Origin of the sequence: Streptomyces hokutonensis (genome assembly GCF_042751305.1) — a bacterium.
GTDB lineage: Bacteria > Actinomycetota > Actinomycetes > Streptomycetales > Streptomycetaceae > Streptomyces > Streptomyces hokutonensis_A.
Genome location: NZ_JBHYWD010000002.1, coordinates 629,543 through 649,920, shown reverse-complemented (window position 1 = coordinate 649,920; position 20,378 = coordinate 629,543). Strand labels below are relative to the sequence as shown.

At 69.9% G+C, this 20,378-nt stretch carries 19 protein-coding genes and 1 riboswitch; of the genes, 6 read left to right on the top strand and 13 right to left on the bottom strand.

The window, feature by feature from the left end; translation table 11 throughout:
• Positions 1-38: 38 nt before the first annotated feature.
• The 10 genes from ACFXC1_RS09155 to ACFXC1_RS09110 form a co-directional block, all read right to left on the bottom strand.
• Positions 39-281, bottom strand: coding sequence for a DUF6059 family protein (locus ACFXC1_RS09155; protein ID WP_381240842.1), 243 nt, complete (start codon positions 279-281; stop codon positions 39-41).
• Positions 257-1,483: a dipeptidase gene (locus ACFXC1_RS09150; RefSeq protein WP_381240839.1), complete on the bottom strand. Its 1,227-nt coding sequence runs from the start codon at positions 1,481-1,483 to the stop codon at positions 257-259. Before ACFXC1_RS09150 ends, ACFXC1_RS09155 begins: the two co-directional genes overlap by 25 nt.
• Positions 1,480-3,144 carry a dipeptide ABC transporter ATP-binding protein gene (locus ACFXC1_RS09145; protein ID WP_381240836.1) on the bottom strand — a complete coding sequence of 555 codons (1,665 nt, stop codon included), beginning with the start codon at positions 3,142-3,144 and terminating at the stop codon, positions 1,480-1,482. The genes ACFXC1_RS09150 and ACFXC1_RS09145 overlap by 4 nt, the downstream gene beginning before the upstream one ends.
• Complete coding sequence (locus ACFXC1_RS09140) at positions 3,137-4,117, bottom strand: ABC transporter permease (protein WP_381240834.1); 981 nt, start codon at positions 4,115-4,117, stop codon at positions 3,137-3,139. The genes ACFXC1_RS09145 and ACFXC1_RS09140 overlap by 8 nt, the downstream gene beginning before the upstream one ends.
• Before the next feature lie 3 nt (positions 4,118-4,120).
• Positions 4,121-5,203, bottom strand: coding sequence for an ABC transporter permease (locus tag ACFXC1_RS09135; protein ID WP_381240831.1), 1,083 nt, complete (start codon positions 5,201-5,203; stop codon positions 4,121-4,123).
• Positions 5,200-6,834: an ABC transporter substrate-binding protein gene (locus tag ACFXC1_RS09130; protein ID WP_381240829.1), complete on the bottom strand. Its 1,635-nt coding sequence runs from the start codon at positions 6,832-6,834 to the stop codon at positions 5,200-5,202. The genes ACFXC1_RS09135 and ACFXC1_RS09130 overlap by 4 nt, the downstream gene beginning before the upstream one ends.
• Before the next feature lie 233 nt (positions 6,835-7,067).
• Positions 7,068-7,177: riboswitch (SAM riboswitch) on the bottom strand.
• Positions 7,178-7,210: 33 nt separating this feature from the next.
• On the bottom strand, positions 7,211-7,729 hold the full coding sequence (locus ACFXC1_RS09125) for a P-loop nucleotide/nucleoside kinase family protein (protein ID WP_381241142.1): 519 nt from the start codon (positions 7,727-7,729) through the stop codon (positions 7,211-7,213).
• A 20-nt stretch (positions 7,730-7,749) separates the two neighbouring features.
• Complete coding sequence (locus tag ACFXC1_RS09120; protein WP_381240826.1) at positions 7,750-8,814, bottom strand: LLM class flavin-dependent oxidoreductase; 1,065 nt, start codon at positions 8,812-8,814, stop codon at positions 7,750-7,752.
• A gap of 377 nt (positions 8,815-9,191) precedes the next feature.
• Positions 9,192-11,135: a family 2A encapsulin nanocompartment cargo protein cysteine desulfurase gene (locus tag ACFXC1_RS09115; protein ID WP_381240824.1), complete on the bottom strand. Its 1,944-nt coding sequence runs from the start codon at positions 11,133-11,135 to the stop codon at positions 9,192-9,194.
• A 2-nt stretch (positions 11,136-11,137) separates the two neighbouring features.
• Positions 11,138-12,076: a family 2A encapsulin nanocompartment shell protein gene (locus ACFXC1_RS09110; RefSeq protein ID WP_381240821.1), complete on the bottom strand. Its 939-nt coding sequence runs from the start codon at positions 12,074-12,076 to the stop codon at positions 11,138-11,140.
• Positions 12,077-12,250: 174 nt separating this feature from the next.
• Between ACFXC1_RS09110 and ACFXC1_RS09105 the strand changes: the two genes are divergently transcribed.
• Positions 12,251-13,153 carry a LysR family transcriptional regulator gene (locus ACFXC1_RS09105; RefSeq protein ID WP_381240819.1) on the top strand — a complete coding sequence of 301 codons (903 nt, stop codon included), beginning with the start codon at positions 12,251-12,253 and terminating at the stop codon, positions 13,151-13,153.
• Here the strand turns inward: ACFXC1_RS09105 and ACFXC1_RS09100 are convergent.
• Positions 13,128-13,604 (bottom strand): hypothetical protein, encoded by a 477-nt coding sequence (locus ACFXC1_RS09100; protein ID WP_381240817.1) that lies wholly within the window; start codon positions 13,602-13,604, stop codon positions 13,128-13,130. The two genes, ACFXC1_RS09105 and ACFXC1_RS09100, sit on opposite strands and share 26 nt — an antisense overlap.
• Positions 13,605-13,773: 169 nt before the next feature.
• Between ACFXC1_RS09100 and ACFXC1_RS09095 the strand changes: the two genes are divergently transcribed.
• Together ACFXC1_RS09095 and ACFXC1_RS09090 are read left to right on the top strand one after the other, a co-directional pair.
• Positions 13,774-14,292 carry a VOC family protein gene (locus ACFXC1_RS09095; RefSeq protein ID WP_381240815.1) on the top strand — a complete coding sequence of 173 codons (519 nt, stop codon included), beginning with the start codon at positions 13,774-13,776 and terminating at the stop codon, positions 14,290-14,292.
• A gap of 26 nt (positions 14,293-14,318) precedes the next feature.
• A complete protein-coding gene (locus ACFXC1_RS09090) occupies positions 14,319-15,908 on the top strand; it encodes an FAD-dependent oxidoreductase (RefSeq protein WP_381240814.1) in 1,590 nt (529 codons plus the stop codon).
• Between the two features lie 62 nt (positions 15,909-15,970).
• Here the strand turns inward: ACFXC1_RS09090 and ACFXC1_RS09085 are convergent, their stop codons facing one another.
• Positions 15,971-16,954, bottom strand: a complete 984-nt coding sequence (locus ACFXC1_RS09085; RefSeq protein WP_381240811.1) for an NAD(P)/FAD-dependent oxidoreductase — start codon at positions 16,952-16,954, stop codon at positions 15,971-15,973.
• Positions 16,955-17,178: 224 nt separating this feature from the next.
• Here ACFXC1_RS09085 and ACFXC1_RS09080 point away from each other — a divergent pair, with 224 nt between their 5' ends.
• On the top strand, positions 17,179-17,481 hold the full coding sequence (locus tag ACFXC1_RS09080; protein ID WP_381240809.1) for a ferredoxin: 303 nt from the start codon (positions 17,179-17,181) through the stop codon (positions 17,479-17,481).
• A gap of 163 nt (positions 17,482-17,644) precedes the next feature.
• The gene (locus tag ACFXC1_RS09075) at positions 17,645-18,967 is read left to right on the top strand and encodes an aromatic ring-hydroxylating oxygenase subunit alpha (RefSeq protein WP_381240806.1); all 1,323 of its coding nucleotides are present in this window, start codon (positions 17,645-17,647) and stop codon (positions 18,965-18,967) included.
• A gap of 56 nt (positions 18,968-19,023) precedes the next feature.
• Here ACFXC1_RS09075 and ACFXC1_RS09070 read toward each other — a convergent pair whose 3' ends face one another.
• Positions 19,024-19,494: a hypothetical protein gene (locus tag ACFXC1_RS09070; protein WP_381240803.1), complete on the bottom strand. Its 471-nt coding sequence runs from the start codon at positions 19,492-19,494 to the stop codon at positions 19,024-19,026.
• A gap of 142 nt (positions 19,495-19,636) precedes the next feature.
• Here ACFXC1_RS09070 and ACFXC1_RS09065 point away from each other — a divergent pair, with 142 nt between their 5' ends.
• On the top strand, positions 19,637-20,104 hold the full coding sequence (locus ACFXC1_RS09065; RefSeq protein WP_381240800.1) for a cupin domain-containing protein: 468 nt from the start codon (positions 19,637-19,639) through the stop codon (positions 20,102-20,104).
• Positions 20,105-20,378 lie beyond the last annotated feature (274 nt).

Here is a 20,378-nt window from a genome sequence, read left to right as displayed (position 1 = left end):
GACGACGGTGCTGGCGCCGGCGGACCGCCGGACCCTGTTCAGACCTTCTGGTCGAGCGCGGACCACAACTCCCGCTCCACGTCCGTCGGCGGGATGTGCGCGGCGAGACACTCCGGGTGCCCGGACGGAGGTCCGTCGTTCGGGCCCGGCGTCCACGCGGGGACCACGGGCAACGGAAGTCCCCCCAGGCAGCAGCCGACCGCGAGCAGCCCCGGCACCCACCGGGCGAACGCGTCGGCCCATCGGCGTTGGCGGCTCACCGCAGCGGAGCCGTCGGCCACAGCGGTTCGGTCGCGCGGTGCTCGGCCTCGCGCAGGACGCGCAGCACGTTGCGGCCGGTCAGGGCCTCCAGGTCGGACCGGGACCAGCCGCGGTCGGCGAGTTCGCGCAGCAACCTCGGGTAGCCGGAGACGTCGGCGAGGCCGGTGGGCTGGTGGTCGACGCCGTCGTAGTCGCCGCCGAGGCCGATGTGGTCCCGGCCGGCCACCTCGCGGGCGTGCTCGACGTGATCGGCGACCTGGGCCACCGTCACCTCGGGCCGGGGGTGTTCCTCTGTCCAGCGCCGCAACCGGTCGTCGGCGGACGCCGCAAAGCCGACCGCGAACTCCTTGGCGACCTGCGCCGGATCCTCGCCCGGCCGCGGTGCGCGCGGCCAGCTCCAGGTCTGCGAAGGCAGCCCGAGATGTTCACGCTCGGCCGCCAACTCCTGTGCCCACTCGGCGACTTCGGCCGAGATGAAGTAGGGGACGAAGGTGAGCTGGATGACTCCGCCGTTGTCCCTCAGCAGCTCCAGGACCGGGTCGGCGACATTGCGCGGGTGGTCGTTGAGGGCGCGTACGGAGGAGTGGCTGAACAGCACCGGGGAGGTCGAGGCGGCGAGTGCCGCCCGCTGGGTGGAGTCGGCGACGTGGGAGAGGTCCACGAGGACACCGGTGCGGTTGAGTTCGGCGACGATCGCGCGGCCGGTGTCGTTCAGGCCGCCGACGCCGGGCTCGTCGGTGGCCGAGTCCGCCCAGGTGGTGTTGTCGTTGTGGGTGAGGGTCACATAGCGGACGCCGAGCCGGGCGTACGACCGCAGGACGCCCGGTGACTCGGCGAGACTGTGGCCGCCCTCGATGCCGAGCAGGGAGGCGATCCGTCCGTCGGCGATCGCCCGCTCGACGTCGCCGGCGGTGTAGGCGATGCGCAAGGTGTCCGGGTAGCGGGCGACGAGCCGGTACACGGCGTCGATCTGCTCGAACGTGGCCACCACGGCCTCGGGTTCCGGGAGTCGGGACGAGACGTACACCGACCAGAACTGTGCGCCGACCCCGCCGGCGCGCAGCCGGGGCAGGTCGGTGTGGAGGTCGGCACGGCCCTCGTCGAGCCCCTCGACGCTGTAGCCGGAGCGGGCGCGCAGCGCCACGGGCAGGTCGTTGTGGCCGTCGAAGACGGGGGTGCTGCTCAGTACCTGTTCGACGAGGTCCAGCGCGCTGTCGGTCATGTGCTTGCCACTCCTTCGTCGAGGGCGTGCCGGCGGCGGCCCTGGCGTACCGGGTCGGCGACGGGCAGGGAGGCGACCAGCCGTCGCGTGTAGTCGTCCTGCGGGTTGCCGAGCACGTCGGCGGTGGATCCGGACGCGGCGATCCGGCCGCGGTGCAGTACGACGACGCGGTCGGCGACCTGCTCGACCACCGCGAGGTCATGGCTGATGAACAGCGCCGCGAAGCCCAACTCCCTCTGCAGTTCGGTGAAGAGGTCGAGCACCTTGGCCTGGACCGATACGTCGAGGGCCGAGGTCGGCTCGTCCGCGATGATCAGCGGGGGCCGCAGGGCGAGCGCCCGGGCCAGGGCCGCGCGCTGACGCTGTCCGCCGCTGAGTTCGTGCGGATAGCGGTCGGCGTAACTCCGGGGCAGATGAACGGAGTTCAGCAGCGCCTCGGCCTCGGCGCGGATCGCCGTGGCCCCGAGTTCGCGCCGGTGGACGGTCAATGGCTCCGCGATGCTGTCGGCGATGGTGAGCAGCGGATTGAAACTGGCCGCCGGGTCCTGGAAGACGTAGCCGATGTGGCCGGCCCTGCCGCGCGTGCGCCGTCTCGCCGTCAACGGATCGCCGAACACGGTGAGTTCTCCGCCGGTGGCGGCCGTCAGACCGGCGACCACCCGGCCGATGGTGGTCTTGCCGCTGCCGCTCTCCCCCACCAGCCCGAGCACCTCGCCCGGCCGGATCTCGAAGCTCACGCCGTCGATCGCGCGGAAGCCCTTCCTGCCAAGTCGCCCGGGGTAGTCCACGACCAGCCCGGCGGCCCGTACGACGGGCTGCTCGTCGCCCGTAGTGGAGGACTGTGTCCGGCTCTGCTCCCCGAAGACCGGTACGGCGGCCAGGAGTCCGCGGGTGTACGGGTGGGCGGGCGCAGCGAACAGCTCGCGGACCGGGGCCTGTTCGACCACTTCGCCCTCGCTCATCACCGCCACCCGGTCCGCGAGGTCGGCGACGACGCCCATGTTGTGGGTGATGAGGAGCACGGCGGTGCCGAAGTCGGTGCGGCAGCGGTGCAGGAGTTCGAGGATCTCCGCCTGGACGGTGACGTCGAGCGCCGTGGTGGGCTCGTCGGCCACGATGAGCCGGGTGCCGAGGGCGAGGGCCATGGCGATGACGGCGCGCTGCTTCTGCCCGCCGGAGAGTTGGTGGGGGTAGTGGTTGACGCGCGTGGCGGGGTCAGGGATGCCGACCTTGTCGAGCCATTCGACGGCCAGTGCCCGGCGTTCGGCCTTGCTGCCGACGTGGCCGTGGGCGCGCAGGCCTTCGGTGAGCTGCCAGCCGATGGTGAAGACGGGGTTCAGCGCGGTGGAGGGCTCCTGGAAGACCATCGCGGCGTGGGTGCCGCGCAGGGCGCGCAGCCGGGCGGGGGACGCGGTGAGGACGTCCTCGTCCGGGTCGGCGGTGCCGTCGCCGAGCAGGACCCGGCCGCGGGCGGCGGCGGTGGCGGGCAGCAGCCCCAGGACCGACTTGGCGGTGACGGTCTTGCCGCTGCCGCTCTCGCCGACCAGGGCCAGTACCTCGCCGGGGGCGACGGACAGGCTCACCCCTTTCACTGCGGGGGCGGTGCCGGCGTCGGTGGCGAAGGTGACGTGCAGGTCCTCGATGCGCAGGAGGTCAGTCATCGTCCGCGCCTCCGTCCGTTCCGGTGGCGGTCGCCTTCGTGGTCGTGCCGCCGCGTCGGCGCAGTCGCGGGTCGGCGAGGTCGGTGAGGCTCTCGCCGAGCAGGGTCGTGCCGAGCACGGTGAGGACGATGGCCAGGCCTGGCGGGATCGCGGTCCACCACAGGCCCGAAGTGACGTCCGCGACCGAGCGGTTGAGGTCGTAGCCCCATTCGGCGGCCGAGTTGGGTTCGATGCCGAAGCCGAGGAAGCCGAGTCCGGCGAGGGTGAGGATGGCCTCGGAGGCGTTGATGGTGAAGATCAGCGGGAGGGTGCGGACCGAGTTGCGCAGCACGTGCCGGAACATGATCCGCCAGGTGCCGGTGCCGATCACCCGGGCCGCGTCGACGAAGGGCTCGGCCTTCACCCGGGTCACCTCGGCCCGTACGACACGGAAGTACTGCGGTACGAACGCGACGGCGACCGAGCAGGCCGCGGCGCCGAGGCCGCCGACGAGGCTGGACTGTCCGCCGCTGATCACGATCGACATGACGATGGCGAGCAGCAGCGGCGGGAACGCGTAGAGCGCGTCGGCAAGCCCCACCAGCAGCCGGTCGAGGCGCCCGCCGAGATAGCCGGAGGCCAGCCCGAGCACGGTACCGGGGACAACCGAGAGCAGCAGCGCGGCGAGGATGATCTCCAGCGCGGTCCTGGCGCCCCACACCGTGCGGGACAGCACGTCGTATCCGGCGATGGTGGTGCCCAGCGGGTGGGCGCCGCTGGGATGCTGCTGCGAGCCGAACAGCCGCCCTCCGTCCTGGAGTTGGGCGTATCCGTACGGTGCGAGGAACGGTCCGAGGAGGGCGGTGAGGACGAACAGCACAGTGAGGACGGCGCCGGTGAGGAGCATGGCGCGCTGCACCGGGCCGCCGGTGCGCAGGCGCGCGCGGAGGCGGTCCGGCAGCAAGGTGGGCCGTCGCACGAGGAGTTGGGCCACGGCTCAGTACCTCACTCGGGGATCGATGAGGGCCGCGACGACGTCGACGAGGAAGTTCGTCACCGCCACGACGACGGCGAACAGGGCCACGATCCCCTGCACCGCCGGGAAGTCACGGACCGTCAGATAGTGGGCGAGTTCGTAGCCGAGGCCCTTCCACTCGAAGGTGGTCTCCGTCAGCACCGCGCCTCCGAGCAGCCCGGCGACCTGGAGTCCCAGGACGGTGACGACGGGGATCAGGGCAGGTCGGGTCGCGTGTCGTGTCACCAGGCGGACGGGCGCCACGCCGCGGGAGCGGGCCGCCTCGACGTAGTCGGCGCCGAGGGTGCCGATCAGGTTCGTGCGCACCAGCCGCAGGAGGATGCCGGCGACGAGCAGGCCCAGCGCCACCCCGGGCAGTACGGCGTGCTTCAGCACGTCGGTGACGGCGGCCCCGTCGCCGCTGCGCAGGGCGTCCACGAGGTAGAAGCCGGTCGTGCTGGTCTGGTTCTGGAGGAAGAGCTGGACGTCGGTGCTCGCCCGGCCGGACGCGGGCAGCCAGCCGAGCTGGATCGCGAAGACGAGCTTCAGCAAGAGGCCCACGAAGAACACGGGGGTGGCGTAGGTCAGGACGGCGAACAGCCGCAGTACCGCGTCGGGCGCCCGGTCCCGGTACGAGGCCGCCACCATGCCCAGCGGCACGCCGACGGCGAGGGCCACGAGGAGGGCGTAGCCGGCGAGTTCGACGGTGGCGGCGCCGTAGGTGCCCAGGACGTGGGTGACCGGTTCGTTGTCGGTGACGGTGCGGCCGAAGTCGCCGGTCGCCAGGGAGTTCAGGTAGTCCAGGTACTGGGTGAGCAAGGGCCGGTCGTAGCCCGCCTGGTGGAGTTTCGCGTGGAGCTGGTCGGGGGTGAGCCGGTCGCCGAAGGCGGCGCTGATCGGGTCGCCGGTGGCGCGCATCAGGAAGAAGACCAGGCTGACCAGGATGAACACGGTGGGGATGATGAGGAGGAAGCGGACCATCAGATAGCGGGCGAGTCCGTACCCGGCGGCGCCGTCGGCCGGGGTGGCGACGGCGCCGGGGGTGTCCTGCGTCAGGGCACTCACTTCTTCGCGAGTCCTGCCCAGCGGAAGGTGTACGCGCTGGTCAGCGCGTCCGGCACACCGCTGACGTCGGTACGGGTGACGATCGCGGTCGACCCCTGGAGCAGCGGCAGCACCGGGACCTGCGCGGCGGCCTTGTCCTGTACCTCCTTGAGGAGTTCGGTGCGCTTGGCCGCGTCGGTCTCCGTCTCCTCCTTCAGGATCAGCGAGCGTACGGCGGGGTCGTCGTAGCCGTTGGCGACCCAGCTGTTGGCCGAGTAGAAGGGCGAGAGGTAGTTGTCGGCGTCCAAGTAGTCGGCGTACCAGCCGAGTTGGTAGAGCGGGTAGAGGTGCTTGACCCGGTCCTTGCCGTACTGGGTCCACTCGGTGGACTGGAGGTTCACCTTGAACAGGCCGGTGGCTTCGAGCTGGGTCTTGACGAGGGCGTACTCGTCGGCCGAGGACGAGCCGTAGTGGTCGCTGTTGTACTGGAGGTTGAGAGTGACGGGAGTGGTCACCTTCGCCGCCTTGAGCCGTGCGGCGGCGGCCGCCTTGTCGGGGCCGCCCTTCTTGTCGCCGTAGAGGGACTTGAAGGAGTCGGTGGCGCCGGTGAGTCCGTCGGGGACCGAGCTGTACAGCGGCTGGTAGCTGTTCTTGTAGACCTGCTGGGCGAGTTGGGCCCGGTCGACGGAGTCGGCGACGGCCTGGCGGACGGCGAGCGCCTTGGCGTTGTCGGCGTTCTTTGTCTTGGTGCCGTAGGGCTGGGTGGCGAAGTCGAAGACGATGTAGCGGATGCCGTTGCCCGAGCCGGTGTGGACCTTGATGTCCTTCTTCTTGGCCAGGTCGTCGAGGTCGACTGTGGTGAGGGTGCGGTAGACGGCGTCGACCGTGCCCTGCTGGACGTCGAGCTTCAGGTTGCTGGCGTCGGTGTAGTACTTGAGCTGGATGTTCTTGGTCTTCGGTGTGCCCAACTGGCCGCCGTAGTCGCCGTTTTCGGTGAAGGAGACCAGCGAGTTCTTGTCGTAGCTCGTGACGCCGTACGGGCCGTTCCACGGTTTGGCCGCGACGATGGCCTTGTCGTCGAGGATCTTGTCGGCGGGGAAGGTCTGTTCGTCGACGATGTAGCCGGCCGCGGTCGACAACACCTGGGGGAACAGGGTGTCGTTGGCGGACTTGAGGGTGAAGACGACCGTGGTCGGTGTCGGGGCGGTGACCGAGGCGAGGTTGTACAGGAGCGACGAGGGGCCGTTCTCGTCGGCGATCTTCAGAGTGCGGTCGAAGCTGAACTTGACGTCGGAGGAGGTGAGTTGGTGGCCGTTCGCGAACTTCAGGCCCTTCCTCAGCGTCACCGTGTACTCCTTGGGCCCCGTCAGCTTGATGCCGGTGGCCAGGTCCGGGGAGACCTCGGTGGCGCCGTTCTTCACGCTGAGGAGGGTCGCGTAGACCTCGCTCTCGATGGTGCCGGAGCCCGCGTCCCAGGCGCCCGCCGGGTCGAGGCTGGTCACCTGGTCGGTGGTGCCGACGGTGATCGTCGTACCGCCGGAGCCGGTGGACGTCTTGCTGCTGGTGCAGCCGGTGAGGGCGACCAGGAACGCCGTGCCGAGGGAAATGGCGCCGAGGGATCGAAAGGGTCTGACGGTGCTGGTGTGTGCCATGGCCGGTCTCTGTCTCCGCATGGGTGGGTGCGCGAAAGGGGTGCGGCAGGCAGGACATGCCGAGCGCGCGCTGTCGCGTGAAAGGTGGGAGTGGAGGTGCTGCGTGTGGAGCGGGTCAGCCGTGACAGAGACAGCTGGAGACCAGCAGCAGATCCACATGACGCCGGGAGCACAGCACGAGGCCGGTTGCCACGTCGTCCTCCTAGGGGTGTCGCCGGCAACCAAGGCCGGTGGGAACGCACTTGCAGAACAGGAACATCCGCCGAGCCGTCACCTGGAGCACCCCACTGCGTCGGGGGTTGCCGTCCGGCCAGCCAGGGCTTGATCACCGGAACTCGTAGCTCGCGCTCACCGTAGATCGACTGTTCTCTCGGCGTCAAGAGTTTCCTGGTCGAAGTGAATCGAGTTGCTGGAGAAGGTAGTTGAGCGACTCCTGCGGCACGGCTCCAGCGGTGTCGAGGGTGATGTGATCACGGTTCCAGGGCTCGTACTCGCGTCGGCGGACCTGCTCCCAGTCCGGAAGCGGCAGACCGGGGACGTCGACCGAGCGGGAGGTCAGTCGGTGCCGGTGCTCGGCCGCATCCGAGCAGACGACCTCCACCTCTGCGGTCGGCACGCCCGCCCGTACGCCCACGTCTCGCCAGCTGTCCCGGGTGACGGCCAGCGGATTCACCGACTCCGCGATCACCGCGAGCCCTTGGCGGAGATGCTCCTCGGCCAGGTCGTACCCGACGACATAGCCGGCCGGCCCGACTGGGTGGCGCGCCAGTCCGGAGCGGACGAGCGCCTGCTCGATGGTGTCGACGCGCAGGTGCACCGCCCCGATGCGTGCGGCCAGGAGTCGGGACAGCGTGGTCTTCCCGGTGCCGGGGAGTCCGCCGACGACGACGAGCACGGCATTCGACAACACCCCAATCACCTCAGCCGGGGCAGGAGTTGGTCTCCGATGCGGATGATCTCCTGCTGGTAGGGCGTGTCGGAGAGGACGAAGTGCGTGATGCCGAGCCCGCGGTAGTTGTCCAGCGCGGTGGCCACGTCGGCGGCGGAGCCGGCCAGCCAGGTCGTCGCCGCTCCCCCGCCGCCGACCGTCCCCGGCGTGGTGTACAGGCAGGTGTCCAGCATCTCGCCCCGGGCGGCGAGGTCGTAGAGCCGCTGCTGTCCGACGGCCGTCTTCCGGTTCCCCGTCCAGGTCAACTCGTCGCTCGGACCGGCCGCCATGCGCGCGACCCTCTCCTCGGCCGCCCGCCATGCCTCTTCCGTCGTCCCGCGCACCACGGTGGTGATCCGCAGGCCGAACTCCAGCGGCCGGTGCCGGCGGCCAACCTGGTCGCTCAACTTCCGCAGCCGGTCTATGCGTTCGGCGAGAGCGGCGAGCGGTTCGCCCCAGAAGAGCTGCACGTCCGCCTCGGCCGCCGACACCCGCTCGGCGGCCTCGGACGCGCCGCCGAAGTACAGCGTCGGATGAGCTCTGCCGGCCGTCGTCCAGGGGCGGGGCGCCGCCGTGGACCCGCTCACCTGGAAGTGCTCACCGGCGAAGGCCACGTCCTCCTCGGTCCACAGCCGTCGTACGAGACGCAGAAACTCCTGGGTGCGCGCGTACCGTTGGGCCGGATCGCCGCGGGTGTCGCCGTAGGCGGCCAGGTTGTCGAGGCCGCTGACGATGTTGACCAGGACCCGGCCGCGGCTGAGCTGGTCCAAGGTGGCTGCCGCGACGGCGAACTGGGCCGGCTGCCAGTAGCCGGGACGGACAGCGATCAGCGGCTTGAAGGTGGTGGTCCTGGCGGCCGGCGCGGTGGCGACGGTGAAGGTGTCGGGGCGTCCCCACCCGGTGCCCAGGAGCGCACCGCCCCAGCCGTGCCGCTCCGCGGTGCGGGCGAGGTCGGTGGAGTATTCGATGGAGCCCCAGCCGTCCGTCGTGTCGTCGCCGCGGTGGCCGGGCTCGACGGTGTTGGGGATGTACCAGAGGAATTCCGGGCTCATCGTGGGTCCGATCGCGGCTTGACCGAGGGCGGTGCGAGGGGTGTCCGGGCGGGAGCGAGAAACGCTGTGTGGATCGGTGATCAGGGGATCAACACAGTGCGCTGGACACGCGAGCCAGGTCGACGGTGCGCTCTCTGGTGAGCAGCAGGACCTCGGTCATGTGATCGAGTCTCCGAGGCGCCGAGCCGCTTGTCAACGCACCCCGGACACCGGAACGACTCCCCTACCCAGGGAATGTGGCAGGCCGCCCCGTCCCCGGCGAGCAGGATGTGCGACGGCTGCGCGGCCGCTCACGCACCGGCCGGACTGCGCACATACCGGTACGGCGGAGACCTCGGTGGGGTCTCCGCCGTACCGGTTGAGGACGCGCATGCGAACTAGGGGCGCCCGCCCCGGCAGTCCGCGAGCCGGCGGACCGCCGCGATCAGCGTGTCCACCTCGGCGTGCGTGTTGTAGAAGGCGAACGACGGCCGGACGGTGGCCTCCAGGCCGTACCGGCGCAGGATCGGCTGTGCGCAGTGGTGGCCCGAACGGACCGCGATCCCTTCCTCGTTGAGCGCCGTGCCCACCTCGGCCGGCTCGTAGCCGTCCAGGACGAACGACACGATGCTCGCCTTGTTCGGTGCCGTGCCGACCAGCCGCAGCCCGGGCACGCACCGCAGACCTTCGGTGGCGTGCTCGACCAGGGTGTGTTCGTAGGCGGCGATGTTCGGCAGTCCGATGCGCTCGACGTAGTCGATGGCGGCGGCCAGCCCCACCGCGTCGGCGATGTTGCCGGTGCCGGCCTCGAAACGGCCCGGCGGCGGCTGGAAGCTGGACTTCTCGAAGGTGACGTCGGTGATCATGTTGCCGCCGCCCTCCCACGGAGGCATGTCCTCCAGGACCTCCCGCTTGCCATAGAGCACGCCGATTCCGGTCGGCCCGAACAGCTTGTGCCCGGAGAAGACCAGGAAGTCGGCGTCCAACTCCCTTACGTCGATGGGGAGATGCGGGACCGACTGGGCCGCGTCGACCAGGACGCGTGCCCCGGCCCGGTGCCCGATCTCGATGATCTGCTCGACCGGTACGACGGTGCCGAGCGCGTTGGACATCTGGGTGACCGCGACGAGCTTGGTGCGGTCCGACAGAAGCGCGGTGTACCGGTCGAGCAGCAGCTGGCCGCTGTCGTCGACCGGGATCACCTTGATCACCGCACCGGTCTGCTCCGCCAGCATCTGCCAGGGCACGATGTTGGCGTGGTGCTCCAGGTGGGAGAGCACGATCTCGTCGCCCGCGCGGATGTTGGCGGGACCCCATGCCTTGGCGACCAGGTTGATCGCCTCGGTGGTGCCCCGCACGAACACGATCTCCTCGGCGGAACCGGCCCCGATGAACCGGGCGACGGTCTTCCTGGCGCCCTCGTAGGCGTCCGTCGCCCGGGCGGCCAACTCGTGCGCCGCGCGGTGGATGTTGGAGTTCTCCCGCGAGTAGAACTCCACCAGCCGGTCGATCACCGCCTGCGGCTTCTGCGTGGTCGCGGCGTTGTCCAGCCAGATCAGCGGACGCCCGTTCACCAGCTCGGACAGGATCGGGAAGTCCCGGCGCACCGCCTGTACGTCGAAGGCCGGGTGCGGGTCGAGCGACAGTCCCGACGGCGCGCCGGATACGTCGGGTTCCTGGACGAAGTAGTACGGCGCGGTCGTCGCCGTAGGCGCCATCACCTCGGGCAGCGGCGGCAGCCCGAGATGCCCGAAGCCGGGGAGCTCCGGTGCCTGGGCGGGGTACCCGGCGGCCTCGGTGAGGAAGTAGTACGGCCCGGGGTCCGGGAGGTGGGCCGGTGCGGCGGGCGACGGGACGGGCGGTGGCCCGGGGGCCACCGGCGGGGCCGGTGGCTGCGGGGTGGCGGCGCCGGGCGCACCCACCGCATAGGGGCTCGCCATGAAGGTGGCGGGGGCGCTGGTCGGTGGCGGCCCTGACGGCGGGCTCATGCCGGCGGTCGGTGCCGGGGGCGGCGGGTCCATGGACGGGATGCCGGTGGGCATCGGAGGGGCCGGGTTCGCGGCGGGCGTGGCGGTCGGCACCGGCGGCGAGGGGGCTGCGGCCGGCAGGCCCGCGGAGGCCGGCGGAGAGGATTCCACCGTGGGGACCGGGGCGGACGGGTCCGCCGGTGGCAGACCCGTCGGCGTAGGCCACTGCGTCGGACCGTCGAGGACCGGCGCCTCCGGGCCCGTCGGCTGCCCGGGGAGTGCTCGGAAGAACTCCCCGGCCATCCGGCTCAGCGTCTCCTCGTCCGGCAGCCACGCCGGGGCGGCTTCGTTACCGGTGGTTGGGGGCGTGGTCATGGCTACCGGTAACTCGGGGCGTAGTCATGGAACTTGTCGACCTCGACGTCGTCGAGGACGGCGAGCGCGTCGTCGGTGAGGACCGCGAGCGAGCAGTACAGCGAGATCAGGTAGGAGGCGATCGCGCTGCGGTCGATCTGCATGAAGCGCACCGACAGACCCATGCCCTGCTCGCCGGAGAGCCCGGGCTGGAACAGTCCGACCACGCCCTGGCGCGACTCGCCCGTGCGCAGCAGGATGAACTTGGTCTTGCCGTTCTCCAGCGGGACCTTGTCCGACGGAACGAGCGGCAGGCCGCGCCAGGTCAGGAACTGCGAGCCGAACATGCTGACCGTGGCCGGCGGTACGCCTCGCCGGGTGCACTCCCGGCCGAACGCGGCGATCCCCTCGGGGTGGGTGAGGAAGAAGGCGGGCTGCTTCCACACCTTCGTGATGAGGGCGTCGAGGTCGTCCGGGGTCGGCGGGCCCGCCATCGTGGAGATCCGCTGGGTGTCCGCCACGCTGGCCAGCATCCCGTACTCCGGGCTGTTGATCAGCTCGCCCTCCTGGTGTTCCTTCACCGCCTCGATGGTCAGCCGCAGTTGCTGTGCGGTCTGGTTGTGCGGGCTGGAGTACAGGTCGGAGATCCGGGTGTGCAGGTCCAGGACGGTCTGGACGGCCTTGAGCCGGTACTCGCGGGGCTCGCGTTCGTAGTCGACGAAGGTGTCCGGCAGCGGCGACTCGTCGTAGTTGTCGCACTCGATGCGCACCGACTCGGGGTGAACGACCTTGTTCACCCGGTAGATGCCGGCCTCGACCGGGACCCAGGACATCAGATGCACCAGCCAGCGAGGCGTGATGGAGGCCATCTGGGGAACGGTCTTGGTGGCGTTCGCGAGGGTCCGCGCCGCGCTGTCGCTCACCGACATCGATCGCGACGGTGGATTCACAGCCGTGGTCATGCGCCATCTCCTTTCGGCACCCGGGATCCGGGCAGGCGTGAGGGGTGAGATCGCCGACGGGACAGGTACGGCCGAGATCTCTCGCACCCACTATCGATTCACCGTCGCAGTGAGCGCGGTAATGGTCCAATGCGTGTTTTCGAGGCTGTCATCGACGCGGTCTATGATTCGCAAATGATCGACTTGAGTCGGTTGCGCGTCCTGGTAGCCGTCGCCCGCGAGGGTTCGATCACGGCAGCCGCCGAGGCGCTGCACTACGCCCAGCCGTCGGTGAGTCATCAACTCGCCAAGCTGGAGGCCGAGGTCGGGGTGCCGCTGCTGCAGCGGATGGGGCGCGGTATCCGGTTCACGGAAGCCGGGCGACTGCTGGTGGACCGGGCCGAGTCGATCCTCGCGCAGGTCGAGTCGGTGCACGCGGAACTGGACGAGCTGGCCGGGCTGCGCACCGGCCGGGTCCGGCTGGCCGCGTTTCCCTCGGCGTTGGCGACCCTGGTGCCGCTCGCCGCCGCGCGCGTGTCCGCCGAGCATCCCGCGATCGACCTGACCCTGCGGGAGGCCGAACCGCCCGACGCGCTCAACGCCCTGCGCAACAACGACGTGGACGTGGCGCTGATCTTCGAGCACGGCGATCCGCCGCAACGCGATCGCCGCGACACGACCATGACACCGCTGCTGGACGAGCCGTTGTACGTGGTCACCCCGGCGAACCGGTGCTGGGACGGCCCCCGTGCGGAGCTGGCCACCTATGCCGACGCGCGCTGGATCGCCGGGTGCGAACGCTGCCGCGAACATCTCGTCGCGGCCTGCGGGCGGGCCGGATTCGAGCCGGTCGTCGAGTTCGAGACCGACGACTACGTCGCCGTACAGGCCCTCGTCGCGGCCGGGCTCGGCGTGAGCCTGCTGCCAGGACTCACCCTCCTCGCCAACCGGCACCCCGGGGTCAGCCTCCACCGCATCCCCGGAATGCGCCGCCAGGTCGTGGCCGCCGTCTACGGCAAGCCGCCCGCGTCGCAGCCCGCCCAGGTACTCCTCGACGCACTCACCGCGACGGTCACCGAACCGGAATGGCCGTCCTGACCGGCTGATCACAGGCGATCCAGTCGGTCACCTGACGTACGTACTCCCCGTATCCGGACCGCGCGGCATCCACGATCGCGGGGACCTTCTCGGGTTCCGTGTCCAGACACAACTGCACGAGGACGTGATGCGGGCCGTCCGCCGGAGCGAGGGCCCCGACCAGTTCGGCGTCGATCATTCCGGCCTTCACAGCCGCGCCGAACGAGGCTGCTGGTGTGCTCGGTTGTCGGCCCGGTACCGCGGCCCGGTTGATGGCAGCGGCCAGGTCGTGCAGGAGCGCCAGAATGCGTTCGATCACGAGCCCGGCTCCCGGATCGGCGGCCAGGCGTGCGCTGTCCAGTGCGCCGAGCGAGTCGAGCTGGCCGACCGACTTGCGCATGGTGATGAGCCGGTGCTCGATCGAGGCCCGGTCCACGGGCAGTTGAGCCGCTCCCGCGCTGGATGTGGTCATCGCCGCATGGTGCCACTCGGGGTTCGGGTCGGCGCCGCCGATTCCGTCTGGTGGGACATCCGTTGGACGGCCTCGGACGGCGGGTGGACAGTCGATGCCCGTGGTCAACCGGGCCAGCCAGAGCAGGGGGTGCCGAGTGCGGTCATTGAGTGACCTCTTCCGTAATTTCATGCAGCTCGGATATGTGACGGACGACATCGACGCGGCGGCCACGTTCCTCGAGTCGAGGCTGGGGACCGTGCGGTGCGTGAAGCACTTCAAGTCGTCGCTGGGCGGCGGCCTGCCGCCGGTGAGTGCCGGCGCCCCGCGAGCCCCCTTCGTGGTCGTGGACGGTGCGCCCGCCGACGAGTGGGTCATCGACGTGGCCCTGGTCAACGCCGGGCCGACCAACCTGGAGATCATCCGTCCGGTCGGCGGCGCGGTCGACCTCTACCGCGGAGCCGTCCGGTCCGGGGAACCGGCGACGCTGCATCATCTCGGTTTCCGTGTCGACGACTTCGACGAGGCGTCCGCGATCGTCGCCGCGAGCGGCAGGACGTGGAAGCAGTTCGGGGACAGCGGAGCAATCCGCTTCGGGTACCTCGACATGACGGCCGAACTGGGCCACTTCGTCGAGGTCATGGAGCTGGACGAGGAAGCCGCGCAGGGATTCGCGCACCTTGAGGCCAAGTCGAACGCGGGCCGGTGACAAGGGCATTCGGGAGAGGAAACGTCATGAGCGACGAAGGCACAGCCGATTCCTACGACGTCATCGTCGTCGGCTCGGGCGCGGGGCTCGTCGGCGCGTACGCGGCGGCCTCCCGTGGGCTCCGTACGCTGGTCATCGAGAAGACGGAGTACGTCGGCGGGACCACGGCCTATTCGGGCGCCGGAATCTGGCTTCCCGGCAACGCGGCCGAGCAGCGCGCCGGTGTCGAGGACGGTCCCGATGTCGCACGCCCCTATCTCGACGCGATCGTCGGCGACGACTCGCCGGCCTCGCTGCGAGAGGCCTTCCTGCGCGCGGGACCCGTCCTGATCGAGGAGTTGGAGCGGAATCCGCGGTTCGGCCAGTTCGTCTGGCAGGGCGTGCCCGACTACTTCGCCGGACGGCCGGGGAGCCTGCCGCGGGGCCGCACCATCTTCCCTCCGGACCTGGACCGGTCCGAACTCGGTGAGCTGGAACCGCTGGTGCGCAGGCCGTTGTGGACGGAACGCTGGGGTGTCGAGGTCGGCCCGAGGATGATCGGCGGCCAGGCCCTGATCGGCCGGGCGCTGCTCGCGTTCATGGAGACCGGCAACGGCACCGTACGCACGAACACCGGGCTGACGCGCCTCCTCGTCGAGGACGGCACGGTCGTCGGTGTCGAGGCCCTGAGCGAGGGCGAGTCGGTGGAGTTCCGCGCCCGCCGGGGCGTACTTCTCGCCGCCGGTGGCTATGAGCGGAACGGCGAGCTGCGTGAACGGTTCCAGCCCGGAGTCGGCGACGAGTGGACCCAGGGCTGCCCGGGCAACACCGGCGACGCCCTCGTCGCGGGCATGGACATCGGCGCCGCGACCGACCTGCTCGACGAGTCATGGTTCGCGCCGGGCCTCGTCGTGCCCGACACGCGCCCGGTGTTCTACACGTCGGTGTGGAGCGGCATTTGGGTCAACGCGGCGGGGCAGCGCTACATGAACGAGCGGCTCCCCTACGACCGCGCCGGTCACGAGATGCTCAAGGCGCACAGGTCGTCGGGCGTGTCGCACCTGCCGACGCACTGGGTGTTCGACCAGCGCCAGCTCGACAACAGGAGGGCGTTCGCCGGGCTGCCGGTCGCGCCGCAGGTTCCGGGCTGGTTCGACGTCGAGAAGTTCCTCGCCGCCGGTGTGCTGAAGCGGGCCGACTCGCTGGAGGAGCTGGCGAAGCTGATCGATGTGCCTCCGGGTGCGCTCACCGAGAGCGTCGAACGGTTCAACAGCTATGCGCGTGGCGGCAAGGACGAGGAGTTCGGTCGCGGCGAGGACCCCTGGGACCTGATGATCACGCAGATCGCGGGCTCCCACACCGACGGCCCGAACCCCTGTCTCGGGGTGATCGACAAGCCACCGTTCTACGCGGCCTCGATCGTGCTGTCCGACCTGGGCACCAAGGGTGGTCTCAAGACGGACGACCACGCGCGCGTGCTGCGGCCCGACGGCTCGGTGATCACCGGTCTGTACGCCTCGGGGAACACGATGGCGCCGATGTCGGGCCGGATCTACCCGGGCGCGGGCGGTCCGGTGGGTTCGTCGATGGCGTTCTCGTACATCGCCGCCGTCGACATGGCGGATGAAAGCCGGTAGGCACGAGTAACGCGCTCAACTCTCTTTCGAAGACGGTCTCTTCGAAAGAGAGTTGAGCGCGTTCAGGCGGACTCGGTGGAGTGTCCGGGGAACAAGGACAGCGCGGGGTCCAAGGCAACGGCGGCATTGTTGACGGCGGTCGCGACCTCCCCGAAGCCGACCGACATCAGGCGGACCTTGCCGGGGTACGCGGTGACGTCACCGGCCGCGTAGATCCGTGCGACCGTGGTGCGCATCCTGGTGTCGACGACGATGGTGCGCCGCTCCAGCTGCACGCCCCAGTCGGCCAGTGGCCCGAGGTTGCTGATGAAGCCGAGCGCGGCCACGACCGCGTCCACCTTCAGCACCCGGGGCTCGGTCTCCCCGTCGACCTTCAAGTGCGCCCGGCGCAGTCGGTCGTCGCCGGCCAGGGTCTCCACCTGGGCGTTGGTGACGATGCCCACCCCGCGGGCGTGCAGTTCGCGGACGCTCGCCGCGTGGGCCCGGAACGTGCCGCGCCGGTGCACGAGGGTCACCGAGCGCGCGATGGGGTGCAGGGCGAGGGCCCAGTCGACGGCGCTGTCCCCGCCGCCGACGACAAGGACGTCACGGTCGGCGTGCTCGGCCGGGTCCGGCACGAAGTAGGTCAGTCCACGCCCGAGGAACTCCTCGCCGGCCGGGAGGGTGCGCGGGGTGAACGTGCCGATCCCGGCGGTCAGTACGACCGCTCCGGCGTCGACCGTGACGCCGTCGGAGAGGGTGACCTGCGGGCGCCCGTCGGGCGAGTGGGCGAGGCCGACCGCCTGGCGGCCCAGGAGATACATCGGGTCGAACGCGTCGGCCTGGTCCTTGAGGGCGGTGACGACGTCGCGGCCACGGGTGCCGGGGACCGCGGCGATGTCGCGGATCTCCTTCTCCGGGTAGACCGCGGTGATCTGCCCGCCGCACTGCGGCAGCGCGTCGACCAGGACGGTCCGCAGCCCGCGGAAGCCCGCGCAGTAGGCGCCGTAGAGCCCGATCGGGCCGGCGCCGACGATGAGGATGTCGGTGGTCACGGTATCGGCCACGGGCCGGCCTCCTGGGCGTGGTGGGCGGGGAGTGGGCGGCTGTCGCGCGTCGCCCCGCGTCGGCCGGTCGAGTGTAGGAGGCGCCCGACCAGGGGCGTCGGTGGTGGTCCCGGTTGATGGGACGGTCGGTGGACGGTCCGGGGCGCCGCGTGGAGAGTCGTTCACACCGCCACCGCGACGACGGGCGAAGGGGTCCGTACGCCCTGTGGTGCTCGGAGCTTTCCGTGGACGAGGAGGCGAGGCTCGTGAGCGATGAGGTGCGGGTGTGGATCGATCAGAAACTGTGCACGGGTGACGGTCTGTGCACCCAGTACGCCCCCGATGTCTTCGAGTTCGGCGACGACGGGCTGGCCTACGTCAAGGACACCCCCGACGGTGAGCTGCTGACGCCCGAGGGCGCGCAGGCCGATGTGTCGGAGCGGCTGCGCCTGGACGTGATCGACGCCGCCGACGAGTGCCCGGGCAACTGCATCCATGTGGTGCGGCGCGCCGACGGAACCGAGGTCGCCGGGCCCGACGCCGGCTGACATCAGCTTGCGGCCGCCTGGAGCCGTACACGCACGTCGAGTTGAGGAGTGGTGATCGGTGTCTGCCGTAGTCGAACCCCGAGTGGACCGTCGCGTCCCCTGGTTCGAGGGTGATGTGCCCGCCGAGAAGGTCCCGGAAAAATACCGGCTTTCCCGTGCATTCGTGCCCAAGAGCCGTTATCTGGACCCCGAGTTCCTCAAGCTGGAACTGGAGAAGGTGTTCACCCGGACCTGGCTGATGGCCTGCCGGCTGGAGGAGCTGCCGGGTGTGGGTTGTTTCGTCGAGTACGAGATCGGTGGTCATTCGATCCTGATCGTGCGGGAGGGCAAGGAGTCGGTCCGCGCGTATTTCAACGCGTGCCGGCATCGTGGTACGCGACTGGCGCGGGGCCGGGGTCGCGTCGGTTCCCTCATCTGCCCGTTCCACGGCTGGCGTTGGAACCTGGACGGCTCGATCAGGCTGGTGCTCGACCGCGAGGAGTTCGTGCCGCGCTCGGACGACGACCTCGGTCTGGTGCGGGTGCGGGCGGAGCAGTGGGGCGGGTTCGTGTTCATCAACATGGACCCCGACGCGAGGCCGCTGCTCGAATACCTGGACCCGATTCCGAGGATCTTCGCGCCGTTCCAGTTCGAGCACATGCGGTACCGGTGGCACAAGTCCGTGCCGCTGCCGTGCAATTGGAAGACCGCGCTGGACGGATTCCTCGAGGCCTATCACGTGGCGGGGACGCATCCGCAGCTGTACCGCTTCGACAAGTCGAACACCAACATCGCCTCGATGAAGGAACTCGAGAACCGGATGTGGGCGCCGACGACCGTGTACGAGCGGCACGCGCACTATTCGAGTGTCGGCCCGAAGAAGAAGGACACCGGCAAGGACCCGGCCAACCGGGGCACGGGGGGCGTGACCGACGAACGGCTGAGCGTCGCGCTGAGCGTGCAGTACATCGCCGACGACATGCGCGGCCTGGAGAACGAGCGGAGTTGGCGTGCCGCCGAGGCGCTGAAGACGGCGGACGTGCCGGAGGGGATGACGGCCGGCCAGTACTACATGCAGCTGTACAAAGAGCTGTCGCTCGCCGAGGGCTACGACTGGCCGGACATCACGCCCCAGCAGTGGGCGGAGGCCGGTACGGCGTGGAACGTGTTCCCCAACACGATCCTGCTGCCCAACCAGGGTTCGGTGTTCGGCTACCGGGCGCGGCCCGACGGACTGGACCCGGACCGCTGCCTGTTCGAGATCTTCAGCCTGGACCAGGTCCCCGTCGCCGACTACGACAAGAAGCGGGACTTCCAGCCGCAGTTCTTCGAGGACTTCCGCGAGGCCGACCTCGGCGAGATCTTCACCCAGGACCTGCTGAACGCCAAGGAGGTCACGGTGGGCATGCACTCCCCCAGCTTCGACGGCCACCGGCTGAGCGAGGAGCAGGAGATGACCATCTACAACCACCACCGGGTCGCCGACCGTTTCCTCTGGACGGACTGACCCGCCCGATCCGTGGTCCCGGCCCTCGGCGGCCGGGACACGATCAGGTGGAAGACCTACCGCCGGACCCAGCCGACGTCGTGCCAGTACGTCTCCAGGTGCTTCAGCGGCTTCGGCCAGGTCTCGATGTACGTGACACCCTCGGCCCCCGCCGTCATCGTGTACGGCGTGCCGGCCCGGCTGAGGAAGACCTCGCCCGGCCCCACTCGCACGGTCCGCGGCTCGCCCGACTCGTAGTGCTCGATGTGGTACTCGCCGGCGAAGACGAAGAGCATCTCGTCCACGTTGTGATGGTGCCGGGGCACCGTGAAGTGCGGACGCACGCGCAGGGGGTTGCGGTTGAAGCGCGGGATGTCGATCGGCTTCGTGGACACCCACATCGCGCCGTCGAACGTCGCCGCGAAGTCCACGGGCGCGTCCCGCAGCAGACCGCCGTCGTTCCAGAAGTACTTCGGATGCCCTTGCTGGTCCAGGCCCATGGGAACCCAGTCCGCGTCCGCCACCAGATCACCGAAAGTAAGAGTCACGCGGCGACCGTACGCGCGGCCGGGCGGTGTGTCGTCGAGGGGTTCCGCTCATCGGGACCCCTCTGCCGGGCGTCCGCAACTCCGGTCCCGGCCAACGGGATTCACGTATGACACGCCCCACCCCGCTGCCCAGTATCGGTTCATGGGAATCGAGAGTTTCAACCTGCTGGCGGACGAGGGCTGGATCGAGTTGCCGGTCGACCAGTCCGCCCCCACGTATCTGTGGCACGGAGGCGGTCTCCTGGCCGACGCGCCGGTCGACATGGAGCAGACCTTCAAGGGCAACATGTGGTGGTCGACCAAGGTGGACCCGTCGTTCAACATCAACGGGCTGCGCTGCGCCCCGAACTTCGCGGTGCCCCGGCACCACCACAACCTCGATGAGTTGATCATCGTCTTCGGCGGGCAGTTCCACGTCGCCTGGGGCAAGGACGGCGAGGAAGGCAGCCGCACGGTCGGTCCCGGCGAGTTCTGGATCAGCGAGGCCGGAACTCCCTATCTGATGACGGCCGGTCCCGACGGCGTCACCTACGCCGAGACCTGGCCGGAGCCGATGGAGAACCTGGAGACGTACTGGCACGACGCGGGCTGGGTCCACCGCGACCACTGACCAGCCATCGACATTTCGTCTCCTCATTACACGCCCGAAGCAGACCGAGAGGCGAACAGCCACAACAGATCCCGCACGACCCATTCCGGCCGACTGCAATTACGTATACTCTTCTTGCTCGCGGGCCGGTTCTGCGGGGAGCCGCGTGGGAGCAGGTCCGCCTCGTCGCCGGTCGTGACGTCCACGCCACGCCGGCCGACATGGTCTGCCGCGGCACCCGGCCCTCGCGCCGTTCGACATCCGCTCGCGGCTCTCTCTTCACTTTCTCGGACGG

Excerpts from the sequence above, each read along its gene's own strand:
- ACFXC1_RS09150 (WP_381240839.1), bottom strand. The coding sequence starts at position 1,483 with ATGACCGACAGCGCGCTGGACCTCGTCGAACAGGTACTGAGCAGCACC.
- ACFXC1_RS09145 (WP_381240836.1), bottom strand. The coding sequence starts at position 3,144 with ATGACTGACCTCCTGCGCATCGAGGACCTGCACGTCACCTTCGCCACC.
- ACFXC1_RS09130 (WP_381240829.1), bottom strand. The coding sequence starts at position 6,834 with ATGGCACACACCAGCACCGTCAGACCCTTTCGATCCCTCGGCGCCATT.
- ACFXC1_RS09120 (WP_381240826.1), bottom strand. The coding sequence starts at position 8,814 with ATGAGCCCGGAATTCCTCTGGTACATCCCCAACACCGTCGAGCCCGGC.
- ACFXC1_RS09115 (WP_381240824.1), bottom strand. The coding sequence starts at position 11,135 with ATGACCACGCCCCCAACCACCGGTAACGAAGCCGCCCCGGCGTGGCTG.
- ACFXC1_RS09110 (WP_381240821.1), bottom strand. The coding sequence starts at position 12,076 with ATGACCACGGCTGTGAATCCACCGTCGCGATCGATGTCGGTGAGCGAC.
- ACFXC1_RS09105 (WP_381240819.1), top strand. The coding sequence starts at position 12,251 with ATGATCGACTTGAGTCGGTTGCGCGTCCTGGTAGCCGTCGCCCGCGAG.
- ACFXC1_RS09100 (WP_381240817.1), bottom strand. The coding sequence starts at position 13,604 with ATGACCACATCCAGCGCGGGAGCGGCTCAACTGCCCGTGGACCGGGCC.
- ACFXC1_RS09095 (WP_381240815.1), top strand. The coding sequence starts at position 13,774 with ATGCAGCTCGGATATGTGACGGACGACATCGACGCGGCGGCCACGTTC.
- ACFXC1_RS09090 (WP_381240814.1), top strand. The coding sequence starts at position 14,319 with ATGAGCGACGAAGGCACAGCCGATTCCTACGACGTCATCGTCGTCGGC.
- ACFXC1_RS09065 (WP_381240800.1), top strand. The coding sequence starts at position 19,637 with ATGGGAATCGAGAGTTTCAACCTGCTGGCGGACGAGGGCTGGATCGAG.